Origin of the sequence: Dermabacter jinjuensis, from assembly GCF_902381725.1 — a bacterium.
Lineage (GTDB): Bacteria > Actinomycetota > Actinomycetes > Actinomycetales > Dermabacteraceae > Dermabacter > Dermabacter hominis.
On the sequence record NZ_LR698963.1, the window covers coordinates 959837 to 980648 of the forward strand.

17 protein-coding genes and 1 other RNA gene are annotated in these 20812 nt (G+C 63.7%); 12 read left to right on the top strand and 6 right to left on the bottom strand.

The features are described 5' to 3' along the window. Nucleotides 1-84 precede the first annotated feature (84 nt). A complete protein-coding gene (locus FXY94_RS04155) occupies nt 85-201 on the bottom strand; it encodes a methionine/alanine import family NSS transporter small subunit (RefSeq protein WP_016663766.1) in 117 nt (38 codons plus the stop codon). After that, nucleotides 198-1952: a sodium-dependent transporter gene (locus FXY94_RS04160; protein WP_016663767.1), complete on the bottom strand. Its 1755-nt coding sequence runs from the start codon at nt 1950-1952 to the stop codon at nt 198-200. The genes FXY94_RS04155 and FXY94_RS04160 overlap by 4 nt, the downstream gene beginning before the upstream one ends. A 192-nt stretch (nt 1953-2144) precedes the next feature. On the opposite strand from FXY94_RS04160, the gene ffs reads away from it, so the two are divergent. Next, nucleotides 2145-2240: signal recognition particle sRNA small type (ffs, locus tag FXY94_RS04165), an RNA gene on the top strand. A gap of 19 nt (nt 2241-2259) precedes the next feature. Here the strand turns inward: ffs and FXY94_RS04170 are convergent. Beyond that, a complete protein-coding gene (locus FXY94_RS04170) occupies nt 2260-2850 on the bottom strand; it encodes a DUF421 domain-containing protein (protein ID WP_016663768.1) in 591 nt (196 codons plus the stop codon). A gap of 722 nt (nt 2851-3572) precedes the next feature. Here FXY94_RS04170 and FXY94_RS04175 point away from each other — a divergent pair. Then, nucleotides 3573-4124: an endonuclease domain-containing protein gene (locus FXY94_RS04175; RefSeq protein ID WP_172620168.1), complete on the top strand. Its 552-nt coding sequence runs from the start codon at nt 3573-3575 to the stop codon at nt 4122-4124. 174 nt (nt 4125-4298) lie between these two features. Next, entirely contained in the window at nt 4299-7277 is a 2979-nt protein-coding gene (locus FXY94_RS04180) for a DNA polymerase III subunit gamma and tau (protein ID WP_016663771.1), read from the top strand. Between the two features lie 554 nt (nt 7278-7831). On the opposite strand, the gene FXY94_RS04185 is transcribed toward FXY94_RS04180, so the two are convergent. After that, the gene (locus FXY94_RS04185) at nt 7832-9340 is read right to left on the bottom strand and encodes an amidase (protein WP_016663772.1); all 1509 of its coding nucleotides are present in this window, start codon (nt 9338-9340) and stop codon (nt 7832-7834) included. A gap of 9 nt (nt 9341-9349) precedes the next feature. Beyond that, nucleotides 9350-9925, bottom strand: a complete 576-nt coding sequence (locus FXY94_RS04190) for a hypothetical protein (RefSeq protein ID WP_016663773.1) — start codon at nt 9923-9925, stop codon at nt 9350-9352. A 78-nt stretch (nt 9926-10003) separates the two neighbouring features. On the opposite strand from FXY94_RS04190, the gene recR reads away from it, so the two are divergent. From recR to FXY94_RS04235, 9 genes are all read left to right on the top strand, one after another. Beyond that, on the top strand, nt 10004-10597 hold the full coding sequence (gene recR / locus FXY94_RS04195) for a recombination mediator RecR (protein ID WP_016663774.1): 594 nt from the start codon (nt 10004-10006) through the stop codon (nt 10595-10597). Between the two features lie 9 nt (nt 10598-10606). Then, nucleotides 10607-12310: a hypothetical protein gene (locus FXY94_RS04200; protein WP_016663775.1), complete on the top strand. Its 1704-nt coding sequence runs from the start codon at nt 10607-10609 to the stop codon at nt 12308-12310. 111 nt (nt 12311-12421) lie between these two features. Then, on the top strand, nt 12422-13786 hold the full coding sequence (locus tag FXY94_RS04205; protein WP_016663776.1) for an aspartate kinase: 1365 nt from the start codon (nt 12422-12424) through the stop codon (nt 13784-13786). A gap of 22 nt (nt 13787-13808) precedes the next feature. After that, on the top strand, nt 13809-14879 hold the full coding sequence (locus FXY94_RS04210; protein WP_016663777.1) for an aspartate-semialdehyde dehydrogenase: 1071 nt from the start codon (nt 13809-13811) through the stop codon (nt 14877-14879). Between the two features lie 186 nt (nt 14880-15065). Then, on the top strand, nt 15066-15734 hold the full coding sequence (locus FXY94_RS04215) for a TetR/AcrR family transcriptional regulator (protein ID WP_016663778.1): 669 nt from the start codon (nt 15066-15068) through the stop codon (nt 15732-15734). Nucleotides 15735-15739: 5 nt separating this feature from the next. Then, nucleotides 15740-16084 (top strand): PRC-barrel domain-containing protein, encoded by a 345-nt coding sequence (locus tag FXY94_RS04220; protein ID WP_016663779.1) that lies wholly within the window; start codon nt 15740-15742, stop codon nt 16082-16084. Between the two features lie 191 nt (nt 16085-16275). Then, nucleotides 16276-17610, top strand: a complete 1335-nt coding sequence (locus FXY94_RS04225; protein WP_016663780.1) for a UDP-glucose dehydrogenase family protein — start codon at nt 16276-16278, stop codon at nt 17608-17610. A 36-nt stretch (nt 17611-17646) separates the two neighbouring features. Beyond that, on the top strand, nt 17647-18666 hold the full coding sequence (gene rfbB, locus FXY94_RS04230) for a dTDP-glucose 4,6-dehydratase (RefSeq protein WP_016663781.1): 1020 nt from the start codon (nt 17647-17649) through the stop codon (nt 18664-18666). 9 nt (nt 18667-18675) lie between these two features. Continuing rightward, entirely contained in the window at nt 18676-19581 is a 906-nt protein-coding gene (locus tag FXY94_RS04235) for an SDR family oxidoreductase (RefSeq protein ID WP_016663782.1), read from the top strand. On the opposite strand, the gene FXY94_RS10785 is transcribed toward FXY94_RS04235, so the two are convergent. Beyond that, nucleotides 19578-20777 (bottom strand): hypothetical protein, encoded by a 1200-nt coding sequence (locus FXY94_RS10785; RefSeq protein WP_016663783.1) that lies wholly within the window; start codon nt 20775-20777, stop codon nt 19578-19580. The two genes, FXY94_RS04235 and FXY94_RS10785, sit on opposite strands and share 4 nt — an antisense overlap. Nucleotides 20778-20812: the final 35 nt, after the last annotated feature.

Here is a 20812-nt window from a genome sequence, read left to right on the forward strand (position 1 = left end):
GCGCTCCAGTGTACCCAAAAAGACATGCGCGGCGCATGTGCGGGCCGGAATCGCTCGGTACAGACGGGTCGAAGGTCACACGAGCTAGTCGTCTTCGGCAGAAAGATCGGGATGGCGCAGTAGATTCACGATCGCTGCACCGAGCCCGCCCCAGAGCATAAGCATCGAGACGATCAGCAAAACAACGGCTGACGCATTCATCGCTTCCCTCCCTTCGTCAAGAGGCGCGCGAAGAGTCCGGCGCGCGCGGGGTCATCGTCGGCGCGAAGCTCTTGCGGGAACTGCGTCGTGGACGTGGGGGCCTCAAGCGGCTTGCCGCGCACGATGCTTTGAGCGATCGGGTCGCCGTCGGAGTCGAGCTTGCCAGCATTGGAGGCTTTCGGCCACGGGATTGCGCTCATGATGATGGCTAAAGCGACGAGTGTCGCCGCCATGCCCCACCCAAACGTATTGACGAACCACGAGGGCATGCCGCCGTAGCCGTTCGCGAGGATTTCGCGCGCATCGAGCACGAGGGTGACGGCGAGGATCGCCGGGGCGATGACCGAGATCATGACGTACCAAAAATCGCCCACTCGGAAGGAGCCGTACATATTCAAGTGGTCGCGCAGGGCGGGGATGCCGCGAATCACGTAGGAGAGGACGAGCGTTCCCACTAGGGCAGCGACCACGATGCCAAACGAATTCACGAACTTATCGGACACATCGAGCAAGTTGAGGCCCGTTGTGGTGGAGAATCCGAGCGTGGAAAGAATTGCCATCGGGATGCCTACAGCAAGAGTGCCTGCGACCCGGCCGAGCCCGAGCTTGTCCTGGACCGCGGCGATGATGACTTCGAGAATCGAAATGAGCGAGGTGAAGCCGGCCACGAGCAGAGAACCGAAGAACAGCACACCAATGAGAGCACCGAGCGGGGCCTGATTGATGATTGCCGGGAAGGCAATGAAGGCGAGACCGATGCCGTCCGCGGCAACGTCGGTCACTTGCTGCCCGGTCGAGGCCGCCATGAAGCCGAGTGCTGCGAAGACACCGATGCCAGCGAGCAGCTCGAAGCCCGAGTTCGAGAAGGCGACAACGAGGCCCGAGCCGGTCAGGTCTGTTTTCTTCTTGAGGTACGAGGCGTAGGTGAGCATGATGCCGAACGCAATCGAGAGCGAATAGAAAATCTGCCCATAGGCCGCGATCCACACCGAGCCGTCTGTAAGAGCACCCCAGTCGGGCGTGAAGAGCGCATCAAGGCCGAAGCTTGCGTTCGGTAGAGTCACCGCACGAATGACGAGCACGAGGAACATCACGATAAGAAGCGGGATGAAGATTGTGCTCGAGCGGGCGATGCCCCCTTGTACGCCGAGCGCAAGAACACCGACGCTCAAAACCCACACGACGATCATCGCGATGAGGATCTTCGGCACGAAATCAAAGCCAATCCCCGTTGTCTCAGCGGGGACCGACGCCGTGAACGTCCCGAAAAATGCCGCCGGATCCTCGCCCCACGCCTTGTTAAAGCTGAAGATGAAGTACCACGCGGACCACGCGAGAATTGCCGCGTAATACGCCGCGATCACTACGCAGATCATGACCTGCCACCAGCCGATAGCCTCGGCCTTGCGGTTCATGCGCCGCCAGGCAAGAGGTGCGGAACTACGCCACCGGTGCCCAATCGCGTAATCCATGAAGAGGAGCGGAACACCCGCGGTGAGGAGCGCGATCAGGTACGGAATCATAAACGCGCCGCCACCGTTTTCGTACGCCGTGTACGGGAAGCGCCAAATGTTGCCGAGCCCCACCGCCGAGCCGATCGCCGCAAAAATAAACGCTGTGCGGCCGGAGAACGCGCCGCGGTTGGCGCGTTGTTGCTCGGGAGCGGCGTGGATTGTCGATTGAGTACCCGCGGGCCGGTCTGTGCTCGGGGCCGACGGTTCCACGCCCAGATGGTGGGAATGTTCGGTCATTGTGGTCTTTCCTCAGAACTATCGCACTCGTGGCGAGATGAACTTTCACAGTGTGGGGATGAGGACTGCGCCGTGTCCACCGCGTTTCGCGATGTGGTCGGCTCGGAGTGCGGGGTCGGAGTGTAGGGCTCGTCTACATCACAGTGGCCGACGGTGGCTGTGCGAAATGGGTTGCGAGCCTGTATCGTTGAGGGCGACTCCCCGCGTGGTGTCATCCATCGGAATCCCCCAGGGCTTGACGGCAGCAAGGGTACGAAGGCTCTGGCAGGTGCGCGGGGAGTCGTTTTATGCCGTCAGCGAGCAGGGGTTAGTCGAGCGAGTCGTCTTCGGGAAGAACGAACTCCTGACCCACGACTCCCTTGATGAGGAGGGGGTCAATACTTTCCCCTTCGCGGATGACGCTTATGAAGCCGTTCGGCTCCATAATCGCGCACTGAACCTGGCTCCGGGTAGCGATGCCGGAGCGACGGAACGCGAATGCTAGGTCCTGGTCGGTGACGCGGGCCCGCCGCGCATAGTGCTCGACTTTCTTACCGTGCGCGAAGACGACGACGGGCCGTTTGTTGAGGCCAAGCGCGGGATATTTCGTCGATCGTGACAGCGCCGTGTTGAGCGCGCCGAAGATCACTTCCATGAGAACGAGGGTGACGAGCCCGATCACGCCTGCGGCGAGGGTGGGTGGGTGTCCAATCACGACGCGGCCCGCGACTGCGCCGAGCATGATGATGACGGCAGCGTCGAAGCTCGTCGACCCCGTGAGGATGCGCGGCCCAAAAATGTGGATGAGGAGATAGAAGACGAGGTAAATCACGACGGCGGAGAGGACCACGATGGGGATACGCCACCATTCGATACCGATCGCCCCGATCAGTGCTTCGGTCCACTGCGCAAATGTCATGGGTTAAGCCTAGGCCACCAGCCCCTGAGGGGCGGGGCCGTCCCAGTCTCCGTCTCTTCCACACCCCTCCGTTCGTCCCCTTTCTCCTACTCTCGCTGTCTCCTCCCAACACTGCTTCCTCCCTCCCTCGCCGTCGCACTTTATGAAAAGTCTCGAGTCATGCGGGGCTGCCGCCCTTGCCATGCCCCTGTTTCTTCATGAAGTGAAACGGGAGAAGAGGGGGCGAGGCGGGGGAAGAAGGCAGTGAGGGGCGGAAGGCAGTGAGGGGCAGAAGTGGGGGCGGAAGCGGCGCGGTGAGGGACTGCAGGCGAGGGGCTGTGGCAAACCCTTGCCTCTTGCCGCGGCTGTCGCTTCACAGATCGCGGCCGTCAACAGCTGCGATACCCGCCGTGATTTGAATACCTCTCAACTTCAATCCTTGGAGTATGAGAATTGACTTTCCCCACGAGACTGTGAGTGCGGCGCAACTTTTCGAGGCGGGGTGGACCCGGCGATCCATCAACCGCGCTCTCGCAAAGGGAAACCTCGTGCGGGTCGCGTATGGAAGCTATTCGTTCCCCCCAGTTTCGTCGGAAGACCTGGCTATACGCGCCGTCACGCTCGGTTGTTGGGTCACCTGCTTCTCGGCACTTGAACGGCATGGTCTCTGGGTCCCGCGAATGTTTGGCTCGCCGCATTTGTGCACGACCTACAATCGCCTCGCAAGTGGCAAGGCCCGAAAGGTGAGCGTGGGGTCCCACCGTCGATGGACCCGCAACCCGTCGAAAGCACCGGTGCTCGACATCGTGGATTCGCTCACCGAGGCTGTCCACTGCGGAACTGCTGAACAGGCGTTTATTGTGCTCGAGTCTGCCCTCCGCCTTGGGAAGGTAGCCCCGTTTGAAGTTGAGCGCATCTTGGGAAAGTGCTTCGCATACCAGGCCAAGGAGATTGGAGTCCCGGGCCGTTTCTCAGAGTCGGGAACGGAATCGGCGTTCGCCTTTCGCATGAAACGCCTGGGTGTCGGTTTTCGGCAGCAGGTGTACATCGATGCCATTGGGCGCGTTGACTTCCTGATCGGGGACTCGCTCGTCGTTGAGCTCGATTCGTTCGAGCATCATCAAGCTAGCCGGCACGGGTTCAATCGAGATCGCGAGCGCGATGCGGATCTTCAGCTCCGTGGCTACAGGGTGATCAGGCTGACCTACGACCAGGTGTTTTACCGCTGGAACGAGTGCGAGGCTCGAGTGAGGGAGGCCATCAGGCAGGGTTTTCATCGTAAGCGGATGCGATGAACTGGACCGCGTCACTTTTAATAAAAATTCCGGGGCTGCAGGCTCTCGAAGGCAAGCAGCTCTGAGGTTTTCTTCATGGTGTGGAACGCAATCTCCGCGAGGTCCGGGCCCAGCCAGCACTCGCACTCGACGCTCGACCTCATCCACAATGCTGCCCTCCATTAGGCTGGTGTCGTGGCTACAGCTCTTTACCGTCGTTATCGCCCCGAGTCCTTCGCCGAGGTCATCGGCCAGGACCACGTCACCGAGCCGATCCGGCGCGCGTTGAAGTCGGGCCGAATCGGCCACGCCTATCTTTTTTCGGGCCCGCGCGGCTGCGGCAAGACCACGTCGGCACGCATCCTCGCGCGGTGCCTGAACTGCGCCGAGGGGCCCACGGATACGCCCTGCGGCACGTGCGATTCATGCCGTGATCTCGCACGCGACGGGGCGGGCAGTCTCGACGTCGTCGAGATCGACGCGGCGAGCCACGGCGGCGTGGATGATGCCCGTGACCTGCGTGAACGTGCAGCTTTTGCTCCGGTCCGCGACCGCTTCAAGGTCTTCATCATCGACGAGGCCCACATGGTCACCTCGGCCGGCTTCAACGCGCTGCTCAAGCTCGTTGAGGAGCCGCCCGAGCACGTCAAGTTTGTGTTCGCGACGACCGAGCCCGACAAGGTGATCGGCACGATTCGTTCGCGCACCCACCACTATCCGTTCCGCCTCATCCCGCCGCAGGTGCTGCTTCCCTACCTCGAGCAGATTTGTGCTCAGGAGGGCGTCACTGTTGAGGACGGGGTCCTCTCGCTCGCCGTGCGTGCGGGCGGCGGCTCGGCCCGTGACACGTTGAGCGTGCTCGACCAGCTGATCGCCGGCTCTGACGAACGCGGTGTCGAGCTTGAGGTTGCGACGAACCTGCTCGGCTTCACCGACGTTGAACTGCTTAATCGCGCGGTTGATGCCATCGCGGCACACGACGCCGCGACCCTGTTCGGCGTTCTCGACGAGGTGATCGGCTCGGGCCACGAGCCTAGGCGCTTTGTCGAGGACCTGCTCGAGCGCTTCCGTGATCTCATCGTTCTCGTAGCTGCGCCCGAGCGCGCACGCGAGCTGCTTCCGGACGTTCCTAGCGACCAGGTCCAACGCCTGAGTTCCCAGGCCGAGGATTTCGAGCCTCGCACGCTTACGCATTTGGCGCAGGTGACGAGCGAAGCCCTCAACTCCATGGTGGGCGCGACCTCGCCACGCTTACATCTCGAATTGCTCGCCGCGAGGCTCCTTCTCAGCCCGGCGACGGGTACGGGGGAGGGCGCAATCGGGGCACGCCCCGGCGCGGTGGGCGGCGCCCCGGGCGCCTCTTTCGGTGGCGCGAATGGGGGCGGGGCTGCGCAGTCCGACGCCTCCCGCCAACCCCTGTCTCCACGTCAGCGCGCCGTGCAAATTGCACGGGAACAGGCAGCGGCGGCCGCGGGCCGCGACAAAGGTCAGGTCTCGCGAGCGCCGCAGGCCGAGGAATCGTCGCCGCACGCGCACCGAGACCCCGCGCGAGAAGAGCAGAGAGCGGTGCAGGCAGACCAGCTTCGGACGCAGCCCAAGGCTCAAGAAGGGCCGGAGCACGTGCCAGCCTCGCCTGAAGCGGAACCCGTGAAAAACGCGCAGTCCTCTCGGCCGACGCCGGAGCAACCTCAATCGCAGCCACGGCGACCAGTGCCGAGCAACAGCGATGATTCATGGGGCGACCTTGTGTCGCAGCAACCGTCGGACTCCCTGAAGCCGAACCCGACCCCTGAGCAACCGGCCCATTCTGCGACGGACGGAGCGAACCCGCAGGCCACACCGGCGGATTCGGGCGCGAGTGCGAGCGATGTTGAGGGGCACTGGTCGGCGCTTATGGATACGCTGCAGACGCTCAAGCGCGCATCGTGGGCGCTTATCGCTCAAAATGCGGGCATTCAGTCGTTTGACGGCTCGACCCTCGTGTTGAGTTTCCGCAGCCAAGGGCTCGTCAATGCTTTCTATCGCGGCCAGCACGCGCCGCATATGGCCGAGGCCGTGCGGCGCATCATGCGCATCGACGTGACGGTCGAGGCTACCTCTGGCGATGTGCCGCCGGGAGATGGGCGCGGCGGTTCTCCCTCCAATGGTTCGCCCGCGAACGGCAATCGATCACGCGAAGGTGGACCCCCCAAGGCCGCCGCGCCCACTGAGCGGTGGGGCGATGCCGTTGCTCCAGCCGAGCATCCGGCGCCTTCACCGCGCGTGCCCGGGCAGAACGCAGCGAATGCACGCGCAACGCGCGACGCGGAGGCGTCTCCAGGGGGCCAGCCTCCCGTGGCAGTTGCCGCCCCTCGCGAGCCGGACGCGGACGTGCCGCCGTTCTTCGACGAGGAGCCTCCCGGTGACGAGGATGCCCCGTCTGAGGACTACACACCGCAGCGCACCTCCGAGCCGGAGCCTGAACCTCGGGCGCAGTTTGAAGAACCGACGCCCGCGCGCGACACTGCTTCGATGCCGCGCGGGGTCACGGAGCCGGTGCGCATCCCGGCACAACCAGGCGAGGGAGAGCCTCGCACCCACGGCCAGAAGGCTCTCAAGGAGGCGATGGCAAGCGCGTTCGGTCAGGGTTTTGAACCTGCGGCGACTCTCGTAGATGCACCCGAGGCGAACGTCCCGGCGGGGCACGAAAAGGATCCAGCAATCGGGCGGGCTCAGGCCGAGGTTGATGCGGAGCAGACCGATGCATGGTCGGGGACAGCAACCGCTACGTCGACAGATGAAGACAGCTGGGGACTACGCACGCAACCAGATGTGCAACGCGATCAGGCTCCCGAAAGACAGGAGCTCAAGCGGGGCCCGGGTCTGGGTCCCGCTGGTGCGCCGCGTCTGACGGGTGCTGCGCTTGCGCGTCAGGCCCTCCACGAAGCGCAAGCCAATCGACACGGCAGCGGTGCACATGCTGGCTATGGGCTCAATGGACGCAGCCAGCACTCGCCCAAGGCTCAAGAATCGCACGTGAGCGCCGAGGGTCATAATTACGATGATCCCTTCCAGGGGGCTTCGCTCGATGACGAAGACGCGTCGTCAACTGGCTCGCAGCGCCGCCCCGGTCGAGACATTGTTGAGGAATTCCTCGGCGGCGAGGTGCTCGAGGTTATCGACGAGCAGCCCTGAGCCCCTATCTCGATTTGCCTGATCTCGCTTATGAAAATTTGTGTTCGGGCGTCGATGCTGCGCTCTCGGCGTTGCGCTCTGGGCGCCGATGGCGTCTCGGAGTATGAAGAAATTGTGGGCTTGGGGGTCGGTGAGGGCTTGGTGCTGGCTGTTTTTTCATGAAGTGTGACGGTGCGCGGGTGAGGAGAGCGGCGGCAGGGGCTGTTCTGGTCGCGGCTCTGAGTTCTGGGCGCGGCCCGGCGTCCTCGGTGCTGCACTCTGGGCGCTGATCGCGTCTCGGAGTATGAAGAAATTGTGGGCTTGGGGGTCGGTGAGGGCTTGGTGCTGGCTGTTTTTTCATGAAGTGTGACGGTGCGGGCGAGGAGAGCGGCGGCAGGGGCTGTTCTGGCCTCGGCTCTGGGGTCGGCCCTTCACTCTGGGCGCTGATCGCGTCTCGGAGTATGAAGAAATTGTGGGCTTGGGGGTCGGTGAGGGCTTGGTGCTGGCTGTTTTTCATGAAGTGTGACGGCACGGGCGAGGAGAGCGGCGGAAGGGGCGAGCCGCGCCTGGGCTTTTCAGGGCGCGACGAGTAGGGGCCAGGGGTCGAGGGCCTCGAGCTGCGCGGCGATACTGAGAAGAGTGGTCTCGGCTCCCGGCCGAGTTCCCCCGAGGTGGACGCCTACGGGCAGTTCGATTCCGTCGACCACTGTGCGATGCAGTGGCACGCTCATGGCGGCGAACCCATTCATATTCCACACGCTCGTGAACGGTGTGAAGCGCGATTGAAAATCGAAGTCCTCGCGCGGGTCGTCGGGGATGCGATCCGCGAGCACGGGCGGCTCGGACAGCATCGGCGTGAGGATCGCGTCGAAGCTCTCCCACGCCTCGGCCATGCGTCGCGTAAGTTCCTGGATGCGCGCGATGGCGGCGGCGTACTCAAGTCCGGTGACCTCGGCGCCGATGCCGCGTAGCCAGCGCGTGAGTGCTCCAACGCCCGCTGCCTCCTCCCCGGCGCGGGCTTCGGCGCTCCCGGCCGGACCGTACGGCAGCGGAATCGACGCTGCTCCCACAGCCCACACGGGCATGAACGTTTGCCAATCCTTCGGTGTCATCGGTGCGGGGATCTCGATGGTTGTGTGCCCGAGGGCCTCGAGCAGCGAGCGGGCACGCTCGACGGCTTCGAGAGAGGAGGCCGCGAGCTCTACCTCGGCGACCATGGGCGAGGTGAGCACACCGATCCTGAGCGGTGAAACCTTTCGCGCATCGAGCGCAGCGAGCGACGCCTCGACTGAAGAGGTTGCGCCGCAGCCCGCGCCCCGTGTGGGCCGCGTGCCAGCGAATGAATCGCCTGGCCGTGCGTGGGCGATGAGATCGATGCCGAGGGCGAGATCCGCGACCGTGCGCGCGAGCATTCCGTGGCGCGCGAGTCCCGGCCCGTCGAGGCCGTGTGGTCCGGCGCTTACCGTTCCACGCGAGGTCACCATGCCGAGGACGCCATTGCAGGCAGCGGGCACACGCACGCTTCCGCCGGCGTCGTTGCCGTGGGCGAGTGGCGCGATGCCGCACGCGACGGCTGCACCGGCGCCGCCGCTCGAACCGCCTGCGGTGCGCCGCACATCCCACGGAGTGCGGGCCGCTCCGAGTGGCGATTCGCTAAACACGCTCATCCCGAACTCGCTCGTCGTGGTTTTCCCGAGCGTGAGGGTGCCGGCGGCGATGAGATCCTCGGCGATGCCATCGGTGCGAGTCGATATGCTTCCTGCGAGAGCGGGGGAGCCGGCCTCGAATGGCAGCCCTTCGACTTCGACGAGGTCTTTGATCGGTAGGGGAATGCCGGCGAGGAAAGGCGCTGGCGTTTTGCCCGCAGAGCGTTCTGCGAGCAGCATCTCCTCGGCGCGCTCGGCTTGCGTGCGGGCACGATCGTCGGTGACACACGAAAACGCCCCGACCTTCGCGCCGCGTTCATGGGCGCGCTCGAGTGCGCGCTCGACGTGGACGCTCGGCGTGAGCTCTCCGTCGCGGTAGGCCCGCGCGAGTCGAACGGCGCTGAAATCGAGGGGGTCGTCTTGACCGTCGGCAAGCATGGCCCGCTCCTAGTTCAGCGGGGCAAGCGGTGCGAAAAGATCGGTGCGTGAGGTTGTCACGACCGTGTCCTGCTCGGCAACGGGAATCGACACTTCCCAAAACGGCGGCGTGGGCTCGAGCCCGCGGTCCGTGAGAGTTGTGAGCAGGGCATTCCACGAGTCGTCGCGCGTGCTGTAGGGGCCGTTGTGCGAAAGAGCTGCGATGCGCCCCTCGGGGAGGGTGACGGTACTTGCGTGGAGTGTGGTCTCGCCCGGGCAAGCGTCGGACCTCACGTCGATATCCCTCGAAAGCGGACGTTCGATCGGGAAACCGATAGCGACATCGCTCTGCGCGTGAGCGCTGTCGATGCCGCCAACGCGGTAAAACACGACAACCAGGTGCCCGGTGATCTCGGCGCCTTCGCGCTCGAGCGCCGCGGGCAGAGCATCAGCAACCACGCTCGCATAGTCTCCGAGCGCGTCCATCGCAAGGTCGTTGACGCGGACGGCGGCGAGCGGCACGGAGGGCTGATCGAGCACGGTGAGTGTCGTGTAGCCGCGGCCGTTTTCGACATCGCTTCCGCCGGGAGTCGTGTGGATGGTCATGGTGTGCTTTCGCGTTGAGAACGGGCGTGGGGCGAGTTTACGAGTTTATTTGTCTCACCCGTGCCATAGAGTTTAGGTGTGTTTCAGGGAATCGTGCAGGATCTGATCGACGAACTCGGGATGCTCCCCGGGGTGGGCCCCAAGTCGGCGCAGCGCATCGCGTTTTACGTGCTCGGTGCGGAGAGCGCGTCGATCGAACGGCTGGCCTCGACCCTCACCGAGGTGAAAAAGCGCATCCGCTTTTGCGAGGTGTGCGGCAATATCGCAGAGGAAGAACGCTGTGCGATCTGCCTCGACGAGCGTCGCAACGGTGAGCTCCTGTGCGTTGTGGAGGAGCCCCGCGATGTTTTTGCGATCGAGCGGCTTCGCGAGTATCGGGGTCGCTACCACGTGCTCGGCGGCGCGATCGACCCAATCGGGGGAGTCGGCCCGGCGGACCTGCGTATTCAGGAACTTCAGGATCGCGTCTCGCAAGGAGGCATCACCGAAGTGATCCTTGCGCTGGACCCGAACGTTCAGGGCGAGGCGACGAGCACCTACATCGCGCGCACGCTTGCGGACTCCGGAGTCGAGGTCACGCGTCTGGCCTCGGGCCTTCCGGTCGGCGGGGACCTTGATTACGCTGATGAGATGACTCTTGGCCGCGCGTTCGCGGGGCGGCGCACTTTCTAGGGGGTTTCGATGGTGCAGGGCACTCACCCGGGAAGGCCGGGCCAGGGCATGGGGATTCCGACGCTCGCCGGGCCTTCGGCGCAGTCACTTCCGCCACTGCTCGACTTGCCCGAGCCGGAAAGGCTGCCCACGGGAGACGACGTCGTCGACCTTCCCGAGGAAGTCTTGTGCGAATCCGCGCGGTCGATGCGCGCGGCCACGGGCCGGAAGATTTGGGTGTGGATGGCAATTGTGGGGTTTGTCAGTTGGGGAGCGCTCGCGATGGTGTTTCTCGGTTCGCTGACCCCGCTGTTTTTGTTTTTGCCGATTTTCGCGATTGCCGAGCCATCGTTCGTGGCATCGCTCCTCAACGGACTCGGCGCGTCACCGGGTGTCGTGCTGTTCATAGCTTTTGGGTCGGCGCCCTTAGGCGCGCTCGCCGGTCTGGGGGCGGCAGCGCTCGGTCTGCGGTCGGTTGCGCGGCTACGCCCCCGCGAGTACCTCACGGAGAAGGAGTTTCGAAGGGCGATCGGCTGGTCGTTTGCGAAGTGGATCCTGTGCCCCGAGCTCGCAGTGATCGTCCTATCGATGATCCTTACCGCGCTTCCCGGTAACACCTTCATCCTCGCCGACTTTTCTTACATCGTCGTGTCGGGGTACCTCCAGATGCTTGTGATCGCACTGTTGAGCGCGCCTCTCGCGGCTGGACTCGCGCGTGCATCAAACCCGCTGAAGCTGCCGGGACTCGGCGAGCTGGAAATGAGGCGCCAGGCTGCGATTGGCACGGACAACTACGGTCACTACACGCGCGTTCTATTCGCGCAGGATCGTCGGCACCTGCCGCGCAATAGGTTCATCGCAAACCCGCGCGTCGTGGCGCAGTCGTTCCGCACTATCGCCCGGTACCGCTGGTGGCAGGTCCTGACCGTTGCTGTGCTGGTTGTGCCGTTTTACTACTTTGCCGATTTCGGGCAACTTTTTACGTTCGATGGCGGCGTTGGCGACGTCTCCGGCGCGACGGATTTTTCCCTCACGACGCGCATCGCGGCACTCATCCTGCTCATTGCGTGGCTGGGCGCCTTCGCATGGCTGCCACCGCTCGTGCTCTCCCTGTTCCACCTCATACCGCCATCAAAACGGGGGGTCCGGGATCAGCGCACCTATCCCACGATTACTGAGCGCATGGCCGTGAATCGATGGGAGCGGGGCGTCGTGTGGGTGACAACCCTTGGTCTCGCCGCAGTGGAAGCCGTGTGCCTCATCGCGTTGCTCGTCGTGCTCCAGGTGACCGGTGACGCAGCCCTCGCGGGCCCAGTGCACCTCTGGGTTCTTGGGATCTCGGGATTCGCGGCGAGCGCATTGGGGATGATCGCCACCTACCGCGCGATGGCGATTGACCTGCGCACGATCGTTTACGGCCCTGCGGGCTGGTACATGCGCAGAGAGGTGCCGTTCTCAGCCATTGCACCTCAGCGCGGCACACGGACGGATCTCGCGGACGATCCGCGCGTGAGGGCGGCTCTGCGCGAACGTCAGGCGATGAAACTTGGTCTACCGAAAGACGCGACGCTCGAGCAAATCGCCAAGGCGGCCTCGAGAACCGGTGTGTTGCCCGACTTTGGGCTCGGCGAAGAACAGGTGACGCCCGCCACGGTCGAGCCTCCCACGATCAAAGGCGAGCACGATATCCCGGAGAGTCTCGAGGAGCTGCACGCGGGACGCCTCACAGTGTGAGACGCAACGGGCGCGCTGCACTCATCCCCGCGGCCTCGCCTGTCACAATGGCACCACCCCGCATTCATGCCACTACCGCGGTAACCCCGCGCGCGAAAGGGAAGCTCGCCCATGGCGCTTGTCGTACAAAAATTTGGCGGATCCTCCGTTGAGGATGCCGCCGCGATCAAGCGCGTCGCCGCGCGCATCGCTCTGTACGCGAAGGCGGGCCACGAAGTCGTGGTCGTCGTCTCGGCGATGGGGGACATGACCGATGAACTCATCGACCTCGCTCAAGAAGTGACCGCGCAGCCGCCCGCCCGCGAACTCGACATGCTGCTCACGGCGGGCGAACGCATCTCGATGGCGGTGCTCTCGATGGCCCTCAACGCCAATGGCGTGAGCGCGCGGGCATACACGGGCTCGCAGGCGGGCATGATTACCGACGAGCTTCACGGCGGCGCCCACATCATTGACGTGACCCCCGGGCGTATCCGCAGCGCGCTCGACAACGGTCACGTCGCCATCGTCGCGGGCTTTCAAGGGGTGTCGCGCACGACGAAGGAAATCACGACTCTCGGTCGCGGCGGGAGCGACACCACCGCCGTCGCCCTCGCGGCAGCGCTCGAGGCAGACGTGTGCGAGATCTACAGCGACGTGGATGGAATCTTTACCGCCGATCCGCGCATCGTGTCGAGCGCATGCCGCATCCCCGAGATCAGCTCCGAGGAGATGCTGGAAATGGCCGCTGCCGGAGCGAAGATTCTCGCCCTTCGATGTGTCGAGTACGCGCGCCGTTTCGAGGTTCCACTCCACGTGCGTTCGAGCCACAGCGGCCGTATCGGCACCGTGATTTGCGAGGATCCCGATCGGGACTTCCCGATCGACCCCGACCTTACCCGCCTTGGCGCACTCGCGGGCGCCTGTGATGTTTCACCTACGAAGGAGGAGGCCCCCGTGGCATTCCTGACAGAAGGGGGCCATGAGGCCCCGATGATCACGGGCATCGCCCACGACCGCAGCGAGGGTATGGTGACCCTCGTCGAGGTCCCCGATACGCCCGGGAAAGCCGCGGCAATTTTCGAACTCGTCGCGTCCGTCGGCGCGCATGTCGACATGATCGTCCAGAATGTCTCAACTGTCGACGGTACAGTCGCGATTTCGTTCACAATTCCCGAGGCGCACGCCGAGGCTGCCACACGTGCGCTCGAGGCAGCGCGAAGCGAGATCGGCTATCGCGAGTTGCGGTACACCGGCCAGATCGGCAAGGTCTCGATTATTGGCGCGGGCATGAAGTCGAACCCCGGCGTGTCCGCGACGGCGTTCCGCGCGCTGTCGAACGCGGGGATCAATATTTCGATGATTTCGACCTCGGAGATCCGCATCAGCGTCGTGACTCGCGTCGACGAGCTCGACCAGGCTGTGCGGGTGCTCCACACGGCTTTCGGCCTCGACGGCGAGGGTGAAGCCATCATTTACGCCGGAACGGGTCGCTGAGCGCGACCGAAAGGAGAGGGCAATGGGCGAAAAGGTTATGGATAGGGACCCGTCGGGGCCGGTCATTGCTGTCGTGGGGGCAACGGGCCAGGTGGGCCGTGTCATGCTCGCGCTTCTCGAAGAGCGTCGCGTGCGGCACTCGCGAATCCGCCTTTTTGCGTCCGAGCGTTCGGCGGGTACGCGTATGCGTGTCAATGGCGAGGACCTCGTGGTAGAAAACGCCGAGACCGCAGTGCTCGAGGGTGAGGGCAATACGGTCGATATCGCGTTGTTCAGCGCGGGTGGTGCGACCTCGAAGCGCCTCGCTCCCGTGTTTGCACGCGCCGGTGCCACTGTGATCGACAACAGTTCCGCGTGGCGTAAGGATCCGGATGTCCCGCTCGTTGTCGCCGAAGTGAACGGAGAGTGTGCCGAGAAAGCGCCGAAAGGCATTATTGCGAACCCGAACTGCACGACGATGGCGGCGATGCCGACCCTCAAGGCTCTTCACGAGCGCGCCGGGCTCGAGCGGCTCACGGTTGCGACCTACCAGGCTGTGTCCGGCAGCGGCCTCAAAGGCGTCGACGAGCTTGCGAACCAAACGCGCGCCCACGTGAATGACCTTGAGTCGCTCGCCCTCGATGGCCGAGTCGATGCTGAGCCGGCGCCATGCGTGTATCCAGCTCCGATCGCGTTCAACGCGGTCCCGTTCGCGGGGGCGCTTGTGGACGACGGCTCGCTCGAGACCGATGAAGAGCAAAAACTCCGCAATGAGTCCCGGCGCATTCTCGATCTTCCGGATCTCCGTGTGTCGGGCACGTGCGTGCGCATTGGGGTGTTCACGGGGCATTCGCTCAGCATCCACGCCGAGTTTGAGCGGCCGATCACCGTGGACGAAGCCGAGGAAGCGGTCCGGGCCCAGGTGGGCGTCGACCTCGTTGATGTGCCCACGTCGCGCCTTGCTGCAGGGCGCGACGGCACATTCGTGGGGCGGTTCCGCAGTGATCAGGCGGTTCCGGATGGTCGCGGACTTATCTTCTTCGTGTCCTCGGACAACCTTCGCAAGGGCGCGGCCCTCAACGCGGTGCAGATATGCGAGCGGCTTGCGGGCTGAAGCCTCGAAGCTGTGACATACTGGGAGTAACTGCTGGAAATATTGGTATTCGCCCGTGAATCCACCCCCATGCTCATCGCCGTAACTTAGCGTACGTGCAGGTCGTGACCCTACAGTGTTGTGCGGGCGAGCGTGCGTAGCAGCCACAAGGTTCACGCGCCGTCACAGAGCCTAGGAGTGTTGCCCATGACCCCCGATCGCCGAGCAGCCCGTCGCACGGCCGATCCATCGCCCGATCACGGCGCCAGAGTCAACCTCACGCGGGCGCGCGGAGAGCGCACTCGCGAGGTCATCCTCGAGGAAGCGACGCTCCTGTTCTCCACGTACGGCTACCGTGGCACGTCGCTTCGCGATATTTCCGAGCGCGTGGGAATCTCCCACCCGGGTATGCTCCATCATTTTTCCCGTAAGGAAACCTTGCTCCAGGCGGTCCTCGAGCGCGCGGCACGCCATTTTGAAGAGCTCATCGATGACTTCGTCGAGACGGCGCAAGAGCCCGCGGCGATTCGTGACTGGGATGCGGTGCGGCAGTACCAGTCCGTGATGTTCGCCGTCGTGAGGGCCGAGGCTGTCGAAAAGGATCACCCCGGTCACGAAGCGATCGTGGGAATGCAGACGATGGCAGAAGAGAAGCTCACCGCCCTTTTTGAGATGTACGAAGAAAAGGGCTGGCTCGACGAAGGTGCGAGCCCCGAGTGGATTGCCCGCTCGATCGTCGCGATGTGGACGGGGGTCTTCATGCGCGATGCCCTCATGGGCGATGGCCTCTATGACCATGACCTCTCGATTTTCTTGCGCATGTTCGTCATCCCGCTGCGCGAAGCCGATCCGTTTACCCCGACGAGCAGAAAGTAGCGTGTATGGCGACCGAGGTTGAGCTTGATCGACTCCGCAACGCTCTCGTGCGCGATGCCTCCGGTGCGCGCCTCGGTAAAGTGTGCGAAATTTTCCTCAATGATCGCACTCAAAAAATCTCTTTTGTGACGCTTGCACTCGGGCCTTTCGGTACGCGTGAAATCTATATTCCCTACGAATATATTGACCTTGATGAAAGTGGCCCCAGAACCGCGGTTCGGCGCGAAATTCTCGAGGATGCCCCGCGCGCGAACGGGCTCGGTCATTTGACGTTCACGCAAGAAGAACAGTTGCGCGAATACTACGAGTCGGCCGTGATCGCTGACCCGCACTCGTCGCCGCACGATTGATCCGTGTGGGGTCGAGTGGTCGCGGCGACCGTCGGAAACCAGACATTGTTAACGGGCGCGTGAACGGCTGAAAGTACGCGGTGAATTCTCGGTAACCCGGGCCGGGGTGTGAGTGTGCGGTCGGTAGGGTCGAATCAATGACGGTTTTTCGCCGTCAAAGATTCGCTTACTTCTTCGTCACAAGGATATATATGAAAATCTCGGTTATTGGGCTCGGATATCTTGGTGCAGTTCACGCGGTATGCATGGCGGAACTGGGGCACGATGTCGTGGGGATCGATGTGGATACCGAGAGGATCGCCAAGCTTGAGCGCGGTGAAGCGCCATTTTTCGAGCCCAGTTTCCCCGAAAAACTCTCCGCAGCTCTCGAGCGCGGAAATCTCCATTTCTCGACGGATCTCGCGGATGTGCGCGAGTGCGACGTGCACTTTGTGTGCGTGGGTACGCCGCAGGGGTCCGACGGCTCCGCGGATCTCGCCGCTCTCCATGCTGTACGCAAGGGCCTGAGGGAAATTCTCGCCGGATCGACGCGCGACAGGATCCTTGTGGTGGGCAAATCGACCGTGCCCGTTGGGACAGCGCGCGGCCTCAGCGAGGCATTTGCGGATCTTCCGAACGTCGAACTCGCGTGGAATCCGGAGTTTTTGCGCGAGGGGTACGCGGTGAAAGATACGCTCGGCCCGGATCGCCTCGTATACGGCGTGCACGAGGAGCAGAAGTTTTCCATCACGCATCTCGACGAGGTGTACGCCTCGATCCTCGAGGCCGGGACGCCCCGCCTTGTGTACGGGTACGAGAGCGCCGAGCTCGTGAAGGTGAGCGCGAATGCGTTCCTCGCAACGAAGATCAGTTTCGTCAACGCGGTCGCGGAGATGTGTGAGGCGACGGGCGCCGACGTTGTCGAGGTTGCCGAGGCGATCGGTCTTGACGAGCGCATTGGCCGACGCTTCCTCAAAGCCGGCATCGGCTTCGGCGGCGGCTGTCTCCCTAAAGACGTGCGGGCCTTCATTGCGAGTGCGGAGGAGCACGGTGTGGGGGAGTCCTTCGAATTTCTCCGCAACGTCGATCGCATCAATCAGAAGCGTCGCGCGCGCCCCGTGGAGCTCGCCCTCGAGTATTTCAACGGGGACCTCACGGGGGTGCCCATCACGGTTCTCGGCGCGGCATTCAAGCCCTATAGCGATGACGTGCGTGATTCGCCCGCGATCGACATCGCCCTTTCCCTCGCGCGCCACGGTGCTGATGTGCGGATCACGGATCCGCAGGCTCTCGCGGTCGTGCGAGGCCGCTACGAGGAGTTGACCCTCGTGGACGATCTCGAGGAGGCGATGAGCGGCGCGCGCTTGCTCATCCTCGCGACGGAGTGGCAGGTGTACCGCGACCTTGATCCTGCTCGTGTCGCGGAGCTCGTGGCCGAGCGTGCGGTGATCGACGGACGCGGGGTCTTCGATCTGGCCCGCTGGCGCGAGGCGGGCTTTACGATCATGGCGCTGGGGCGTGGGGAGAGGGCCGGGAGACTCGCCTAACAGTCTGGCGCTCGTCGTCGTGGCACACTAGCAGCTATGGGTGGTGCTGCACACTTGATCGTGACCGGTGGCGCGGGATTCGTCGGTTCGAATTTCGTGCACTATGTCGTCACGCACACCGATTATTCGGTGACAGTTCTTGATGCTTTGACGTACGCGGGGAATGAGGCAAACCTCGAGGGTCTTCCCCAGGATCGCGTGCGTCTCGTTGTTGGCGATGTCGCTGATCGTGAAGCCACTCGTGCGCTTGTCGAAAGCCTCGATCCTGAAACGGATGCGGTTGTGCACTTTGCTGCCGAGTCCCACAACGATCGATCGCTGAGCGACCCGACCGTGTTCGTGCGCTCGAACATTGTGGGCACTTTTGCCCTGCTTGAAGCGGTGCGCGAGTTCGGCGTGCGTCTCCACCACGTCTCTACCGACGAGGTCTACGGCGATCTACCGCTCGAGGATGATCGGCGGTTCACGGAAGAATCCCCTTACCGGCCAAGCTCTCCCTATAGCGCGACGAAAGCCTCGAGCGATCTTCTCGTACGCGCCTGGACACGCAGCTTCGGGTTACGGGCAACCATCTCGATTTGCTCGAATAACTACGGGCCTCGCCAGCACGTTGAGAAGTTCATTCCCCGACAAATCACGAATCTTCTTGATGGAGTGCGGCCGCGGCTCTTCGGTGACGGCGCGAACGTTCGCGATTGGATTCATGTTGACGACCACTCTTCGGCCGTTCTTGCTATCCTCGAGCGGGGCCGCATCGGTGAGACGTACCTGGTGGGTGCGAAGTGCGAGAGAAGCAACCGCGAGGTTGCGCGGGTCATTCTCGAGGCCTTCGGGCGCGACGGAGACGACATCGACTTTGTGGCCGACCGGCCCGGGCACGACGTGCGCTACGCGCTCGACGCACGCAAGCTTGAGGACGAACTCGGGTGGCGCCCTCGCCACCGCGACTTTGATGCCGGTATCCGCGAGACGATTGAGTGGTATCGCGAGAACGAACAGTGGTGGCGCGCCTCAAAGGCCGCAACTGAAGCGACATACGCGAAAAACGAACAGTAAGGAATGCCCGTGTCCCACGACTTTGCATCCCCGCCTGCCGAACGCGAATGGCAAGAAGCGGCCTCCTCGCCCGAGCGTACCCTCGTGGTGGGTGCCGCGGGACAGCTAGGGCGAGCTCTCCAGGGGCTGTGGCTCGGTCGCGACGATGTTGATTTCGTGGACCGCGAGGTCCTCGATGTCGGCGCCCATGACTCAATCGCCGCTTTTGATTTCTCGCCCTACAGTGTGATCGTGAACGCCGCGGGCTATACCGATAAAGACGGCGCGGAAAGTGCCGAGGGGCGCCGAGAAGCATGGGCGGTGAACGCCAAGGGGGTTGCACTTTTGGTCTCGGCCGCGCGTGAGGCGGGTGCCGTGCTCGTGCACATCTCGAGTGACTACGTCTTCGATGGTTCGGTCGCGTTCCACACGGAGGAGGAAGGCTTCGCCCCGCTCGGCGTCTACGGACAGACGAAAGCGGCCGGTGATGCCGCGGTCTCGACCCTCGATACGCACTACATTCTCCGGACGAGCTGGGTTGTCGGCGAGGGCAAGAATTTTGTTGCGACGATGCGTGAACACGCCGTTAATGGCGAGTCGCCCTCGGTCGTCAACGACCAGTTTGGGCGTTTGACCTTTACGGATGAAATCGCGCGTGCGATCGATTTTGTGCTGCGCGCCCGGGTGCCGTTCGGCACCTACAACGTGACGAACTCAGGCGATATCACCTCGTGGTTCGAGATCGCGCAGAGAGTCTACGAGCTCACGGGGCACGACCCGGAGAACGTTCAAAGCGTCTCAAGTGCCGAATACCTCGATACACACAAGGGCATCGCGCTTCGCCCCATCAATTCCGCGCTCGACCTGAGCAAAATTACCGAGGCGGGCTTTCACCCGCGCGATCAGTTCGAGGCGCTCGCCGCGTACCTGGCCTAGCTATTGCGGCGCATTAGCACGATCGCGCCCGTAGCCGCGAGGCCGAGGCCCGCAATCACGCCGCCGATGAGCCATGCGACCGATAGGCCAAGCGGCTGCCGCGAGGGATCGGTGATGAGCTGGGTGGAGCCCTCCGTCGGCTCCTCTTGAGGCTGACCGGGCGTCGGGCTCGGGGTTGGGCCTGGTCTGACGATGCCGCCAGCATCGCCGTTGCCACTCGTGCCGTGGTGGCTGAGTTTCGAATAGTCGCTTCCCACGGCGCCGAAGTCGGCTGAGCGTCCGTAGCCGCTTCGCTGAGGAATACGGGACATGGCGGAGGGGTGAGAGCGCACGAACCTCGATCCGCCAGCCTCGGTTGAGGATCCTTCGGGCTCACCCGTTTGTTCGCGCGAGGGCGTCGTCGAGGGTTCGGTGCTGCCGGGGCTGTCGCCCGGATCGGCGGGGAGCGGCGCTTCCGTTTCAGGGCGCGGGGAAGGGCGCGCTGACGAGGATGGGGACGCCGGTTCCGTTGGTGAAGGTGCAGGTTTCTCCGTGGGATCCGGCTTCGGGGTGGCGGTAGGCTCCGCAGTTGGTTTGGGATCCGGCGTCGGCGTGGGGGTTGGGTCAGGTTGATCCGTAGGGCTTGGCTCCGGCTTCGGCGTCGGGCTAGGCGAGGGCTGATCGGTGGGATCGGTGGGATCGGGCTTTGGCGTCGGTTCAGGAGTCGGGGTTGGCGTGGGCTCAGCCGGCTCGGTGACGGTGACCTGCGCACTGGACTTCGTGCCGCCCTTGAGTGGGGCGACAGTGACCATGTAGTTTCCGGGCTCCGCGATGACGAAGGTTACTCTTGCACGCCCGTTGGCGTCCACAATCGCGGTGTCACGCGAATAACCGAGCGGCGGGAGCTCGACCGGATTACCTTCGGTGGGGGTTGCGGTCGCTTCGAGTTCGACGGCTGGATCGGCGTGGCGGTATTCGCCTCGCACCTGCGTGCCTTCCTTGAGGCCGCATACGAGTGCCGTAAACGCCTTTCCCTTTTCGACCTTTGCTTCGGAAAGGGTGACGGTTCCCGGTGTGCAGGTGGTGTCGACAGCAAAAGCGCTCACTGTCTCAAACGGCACCGTACCCGAGATCGCCAGTACCGAGGCAAGCACACTCGCTCCTGCGACGACACCGCTCAGGCGGCGGCGAAGCGCAGTCGTGCGGGGCTGGGCCATGGGGTGCGTCCTCGTGGTCAGGCGAGCGATAGAGA

What these genes read in the sequence shown, in the direction of transcription:
- FXY94_RS04155 (WP_016663766.1), bottom strand. Translation starts at nt 201, where the DNA reads ATGAATGCGTCAGCCGTTGTTTTGCTGATCGTCTCGATGCTTATGCTC.
- FXY94_RS04160 (WP_016663767.1), bottom strand. Translation starts at nt 1,952, where the DNA reads ATGACCGAACATTCCCACCATCTGGGCGTGGAACCGTCGGCCCCGAGC.
- FXY94_RS04170 (WP_016663768.1), bottom strand. Translation starts at nt 2,850, where the DNA reads ATGACATTTGCGCAGTGGACCGAAGCACTGATCGGGGCGATCGGTATC.
- FXY94_RS04185 (WP_016663772.1), bottom strand. Translation starts at nt 9,340, where the DNA reads ATGCTTGCCGACGGTCAAGACGACCCCCTCGATTTCAGCGCCGTTCGA.
- FXY94_RS04190 (WP_016663773.1), bottom strand. Translation starts at nt 9,925, where the DNA reads ATGACCATCCACACGACTCCCGGCGGAAGCGATGTCGAAAACGGCCGC.
- FXY94_RS04200 (WP_016663775.1), top strand. Translation starts at nt 10,607, where the DNA reads ATGGTGCAGGGCACTCACCCGGGAAGGCCGGGCCAGGGCATGGGGATT.
- FXY94_RS04205 (WP_016663776.1), top strand. Translation starts at nt 12,422, where the DNA reads ATGGCGCTTGTCGTACAAAAATTTGGCGGATCCTCCGTTGAGGATGCC.
- FXY94_RS04210 (WP_016663777.1), top strand. Translation starts at nt 13,809, where the DNA reads ATGGGCGAAAAGGTTATGGATAGGGACCCGTCGGGGCCGGTCATTGCT.
- FXY94_RS04215 (WP_016663778.1), top strand. Translation starts at nt 15,066, where the DNA reads ATGACCCCCGATCGCCGAGCAGCCCGTCGCACGGCCGATCCATCGCCC.
- FXY94_RS04220 (WP_016663779.1), top strand. Translation starts at nt 15,740, where the DNA reads ATGGCGACCGAGGTTGAGCTTGATCGACTCCGCAACGCTCTCGTGCGC.
- FXY94_RS04225 (WP_016663780.1), top strand. Translation starts at nt 16,276, where the DNA reads ATGAAAATCTCGGTTATTGGGCTCGGATATCTTGGTGCAGTTCACGCG.
- rfbB (WP_016663781.1), top strand. Translation starts at nt 17,647, where the DNA reads ATGGGTGGTGCTGCACACTTGATCGTGACCGGTGGCGCGGGATTCGTC.
- FXY94_RS10785 (WP_016663783.1), bottom strand. Translation starts at nt 20,777, where the DNA reads ATGGCCCAGCCCCGCACGACTGCGCTTCGCCGCCGCCTGAGCGGTGTC.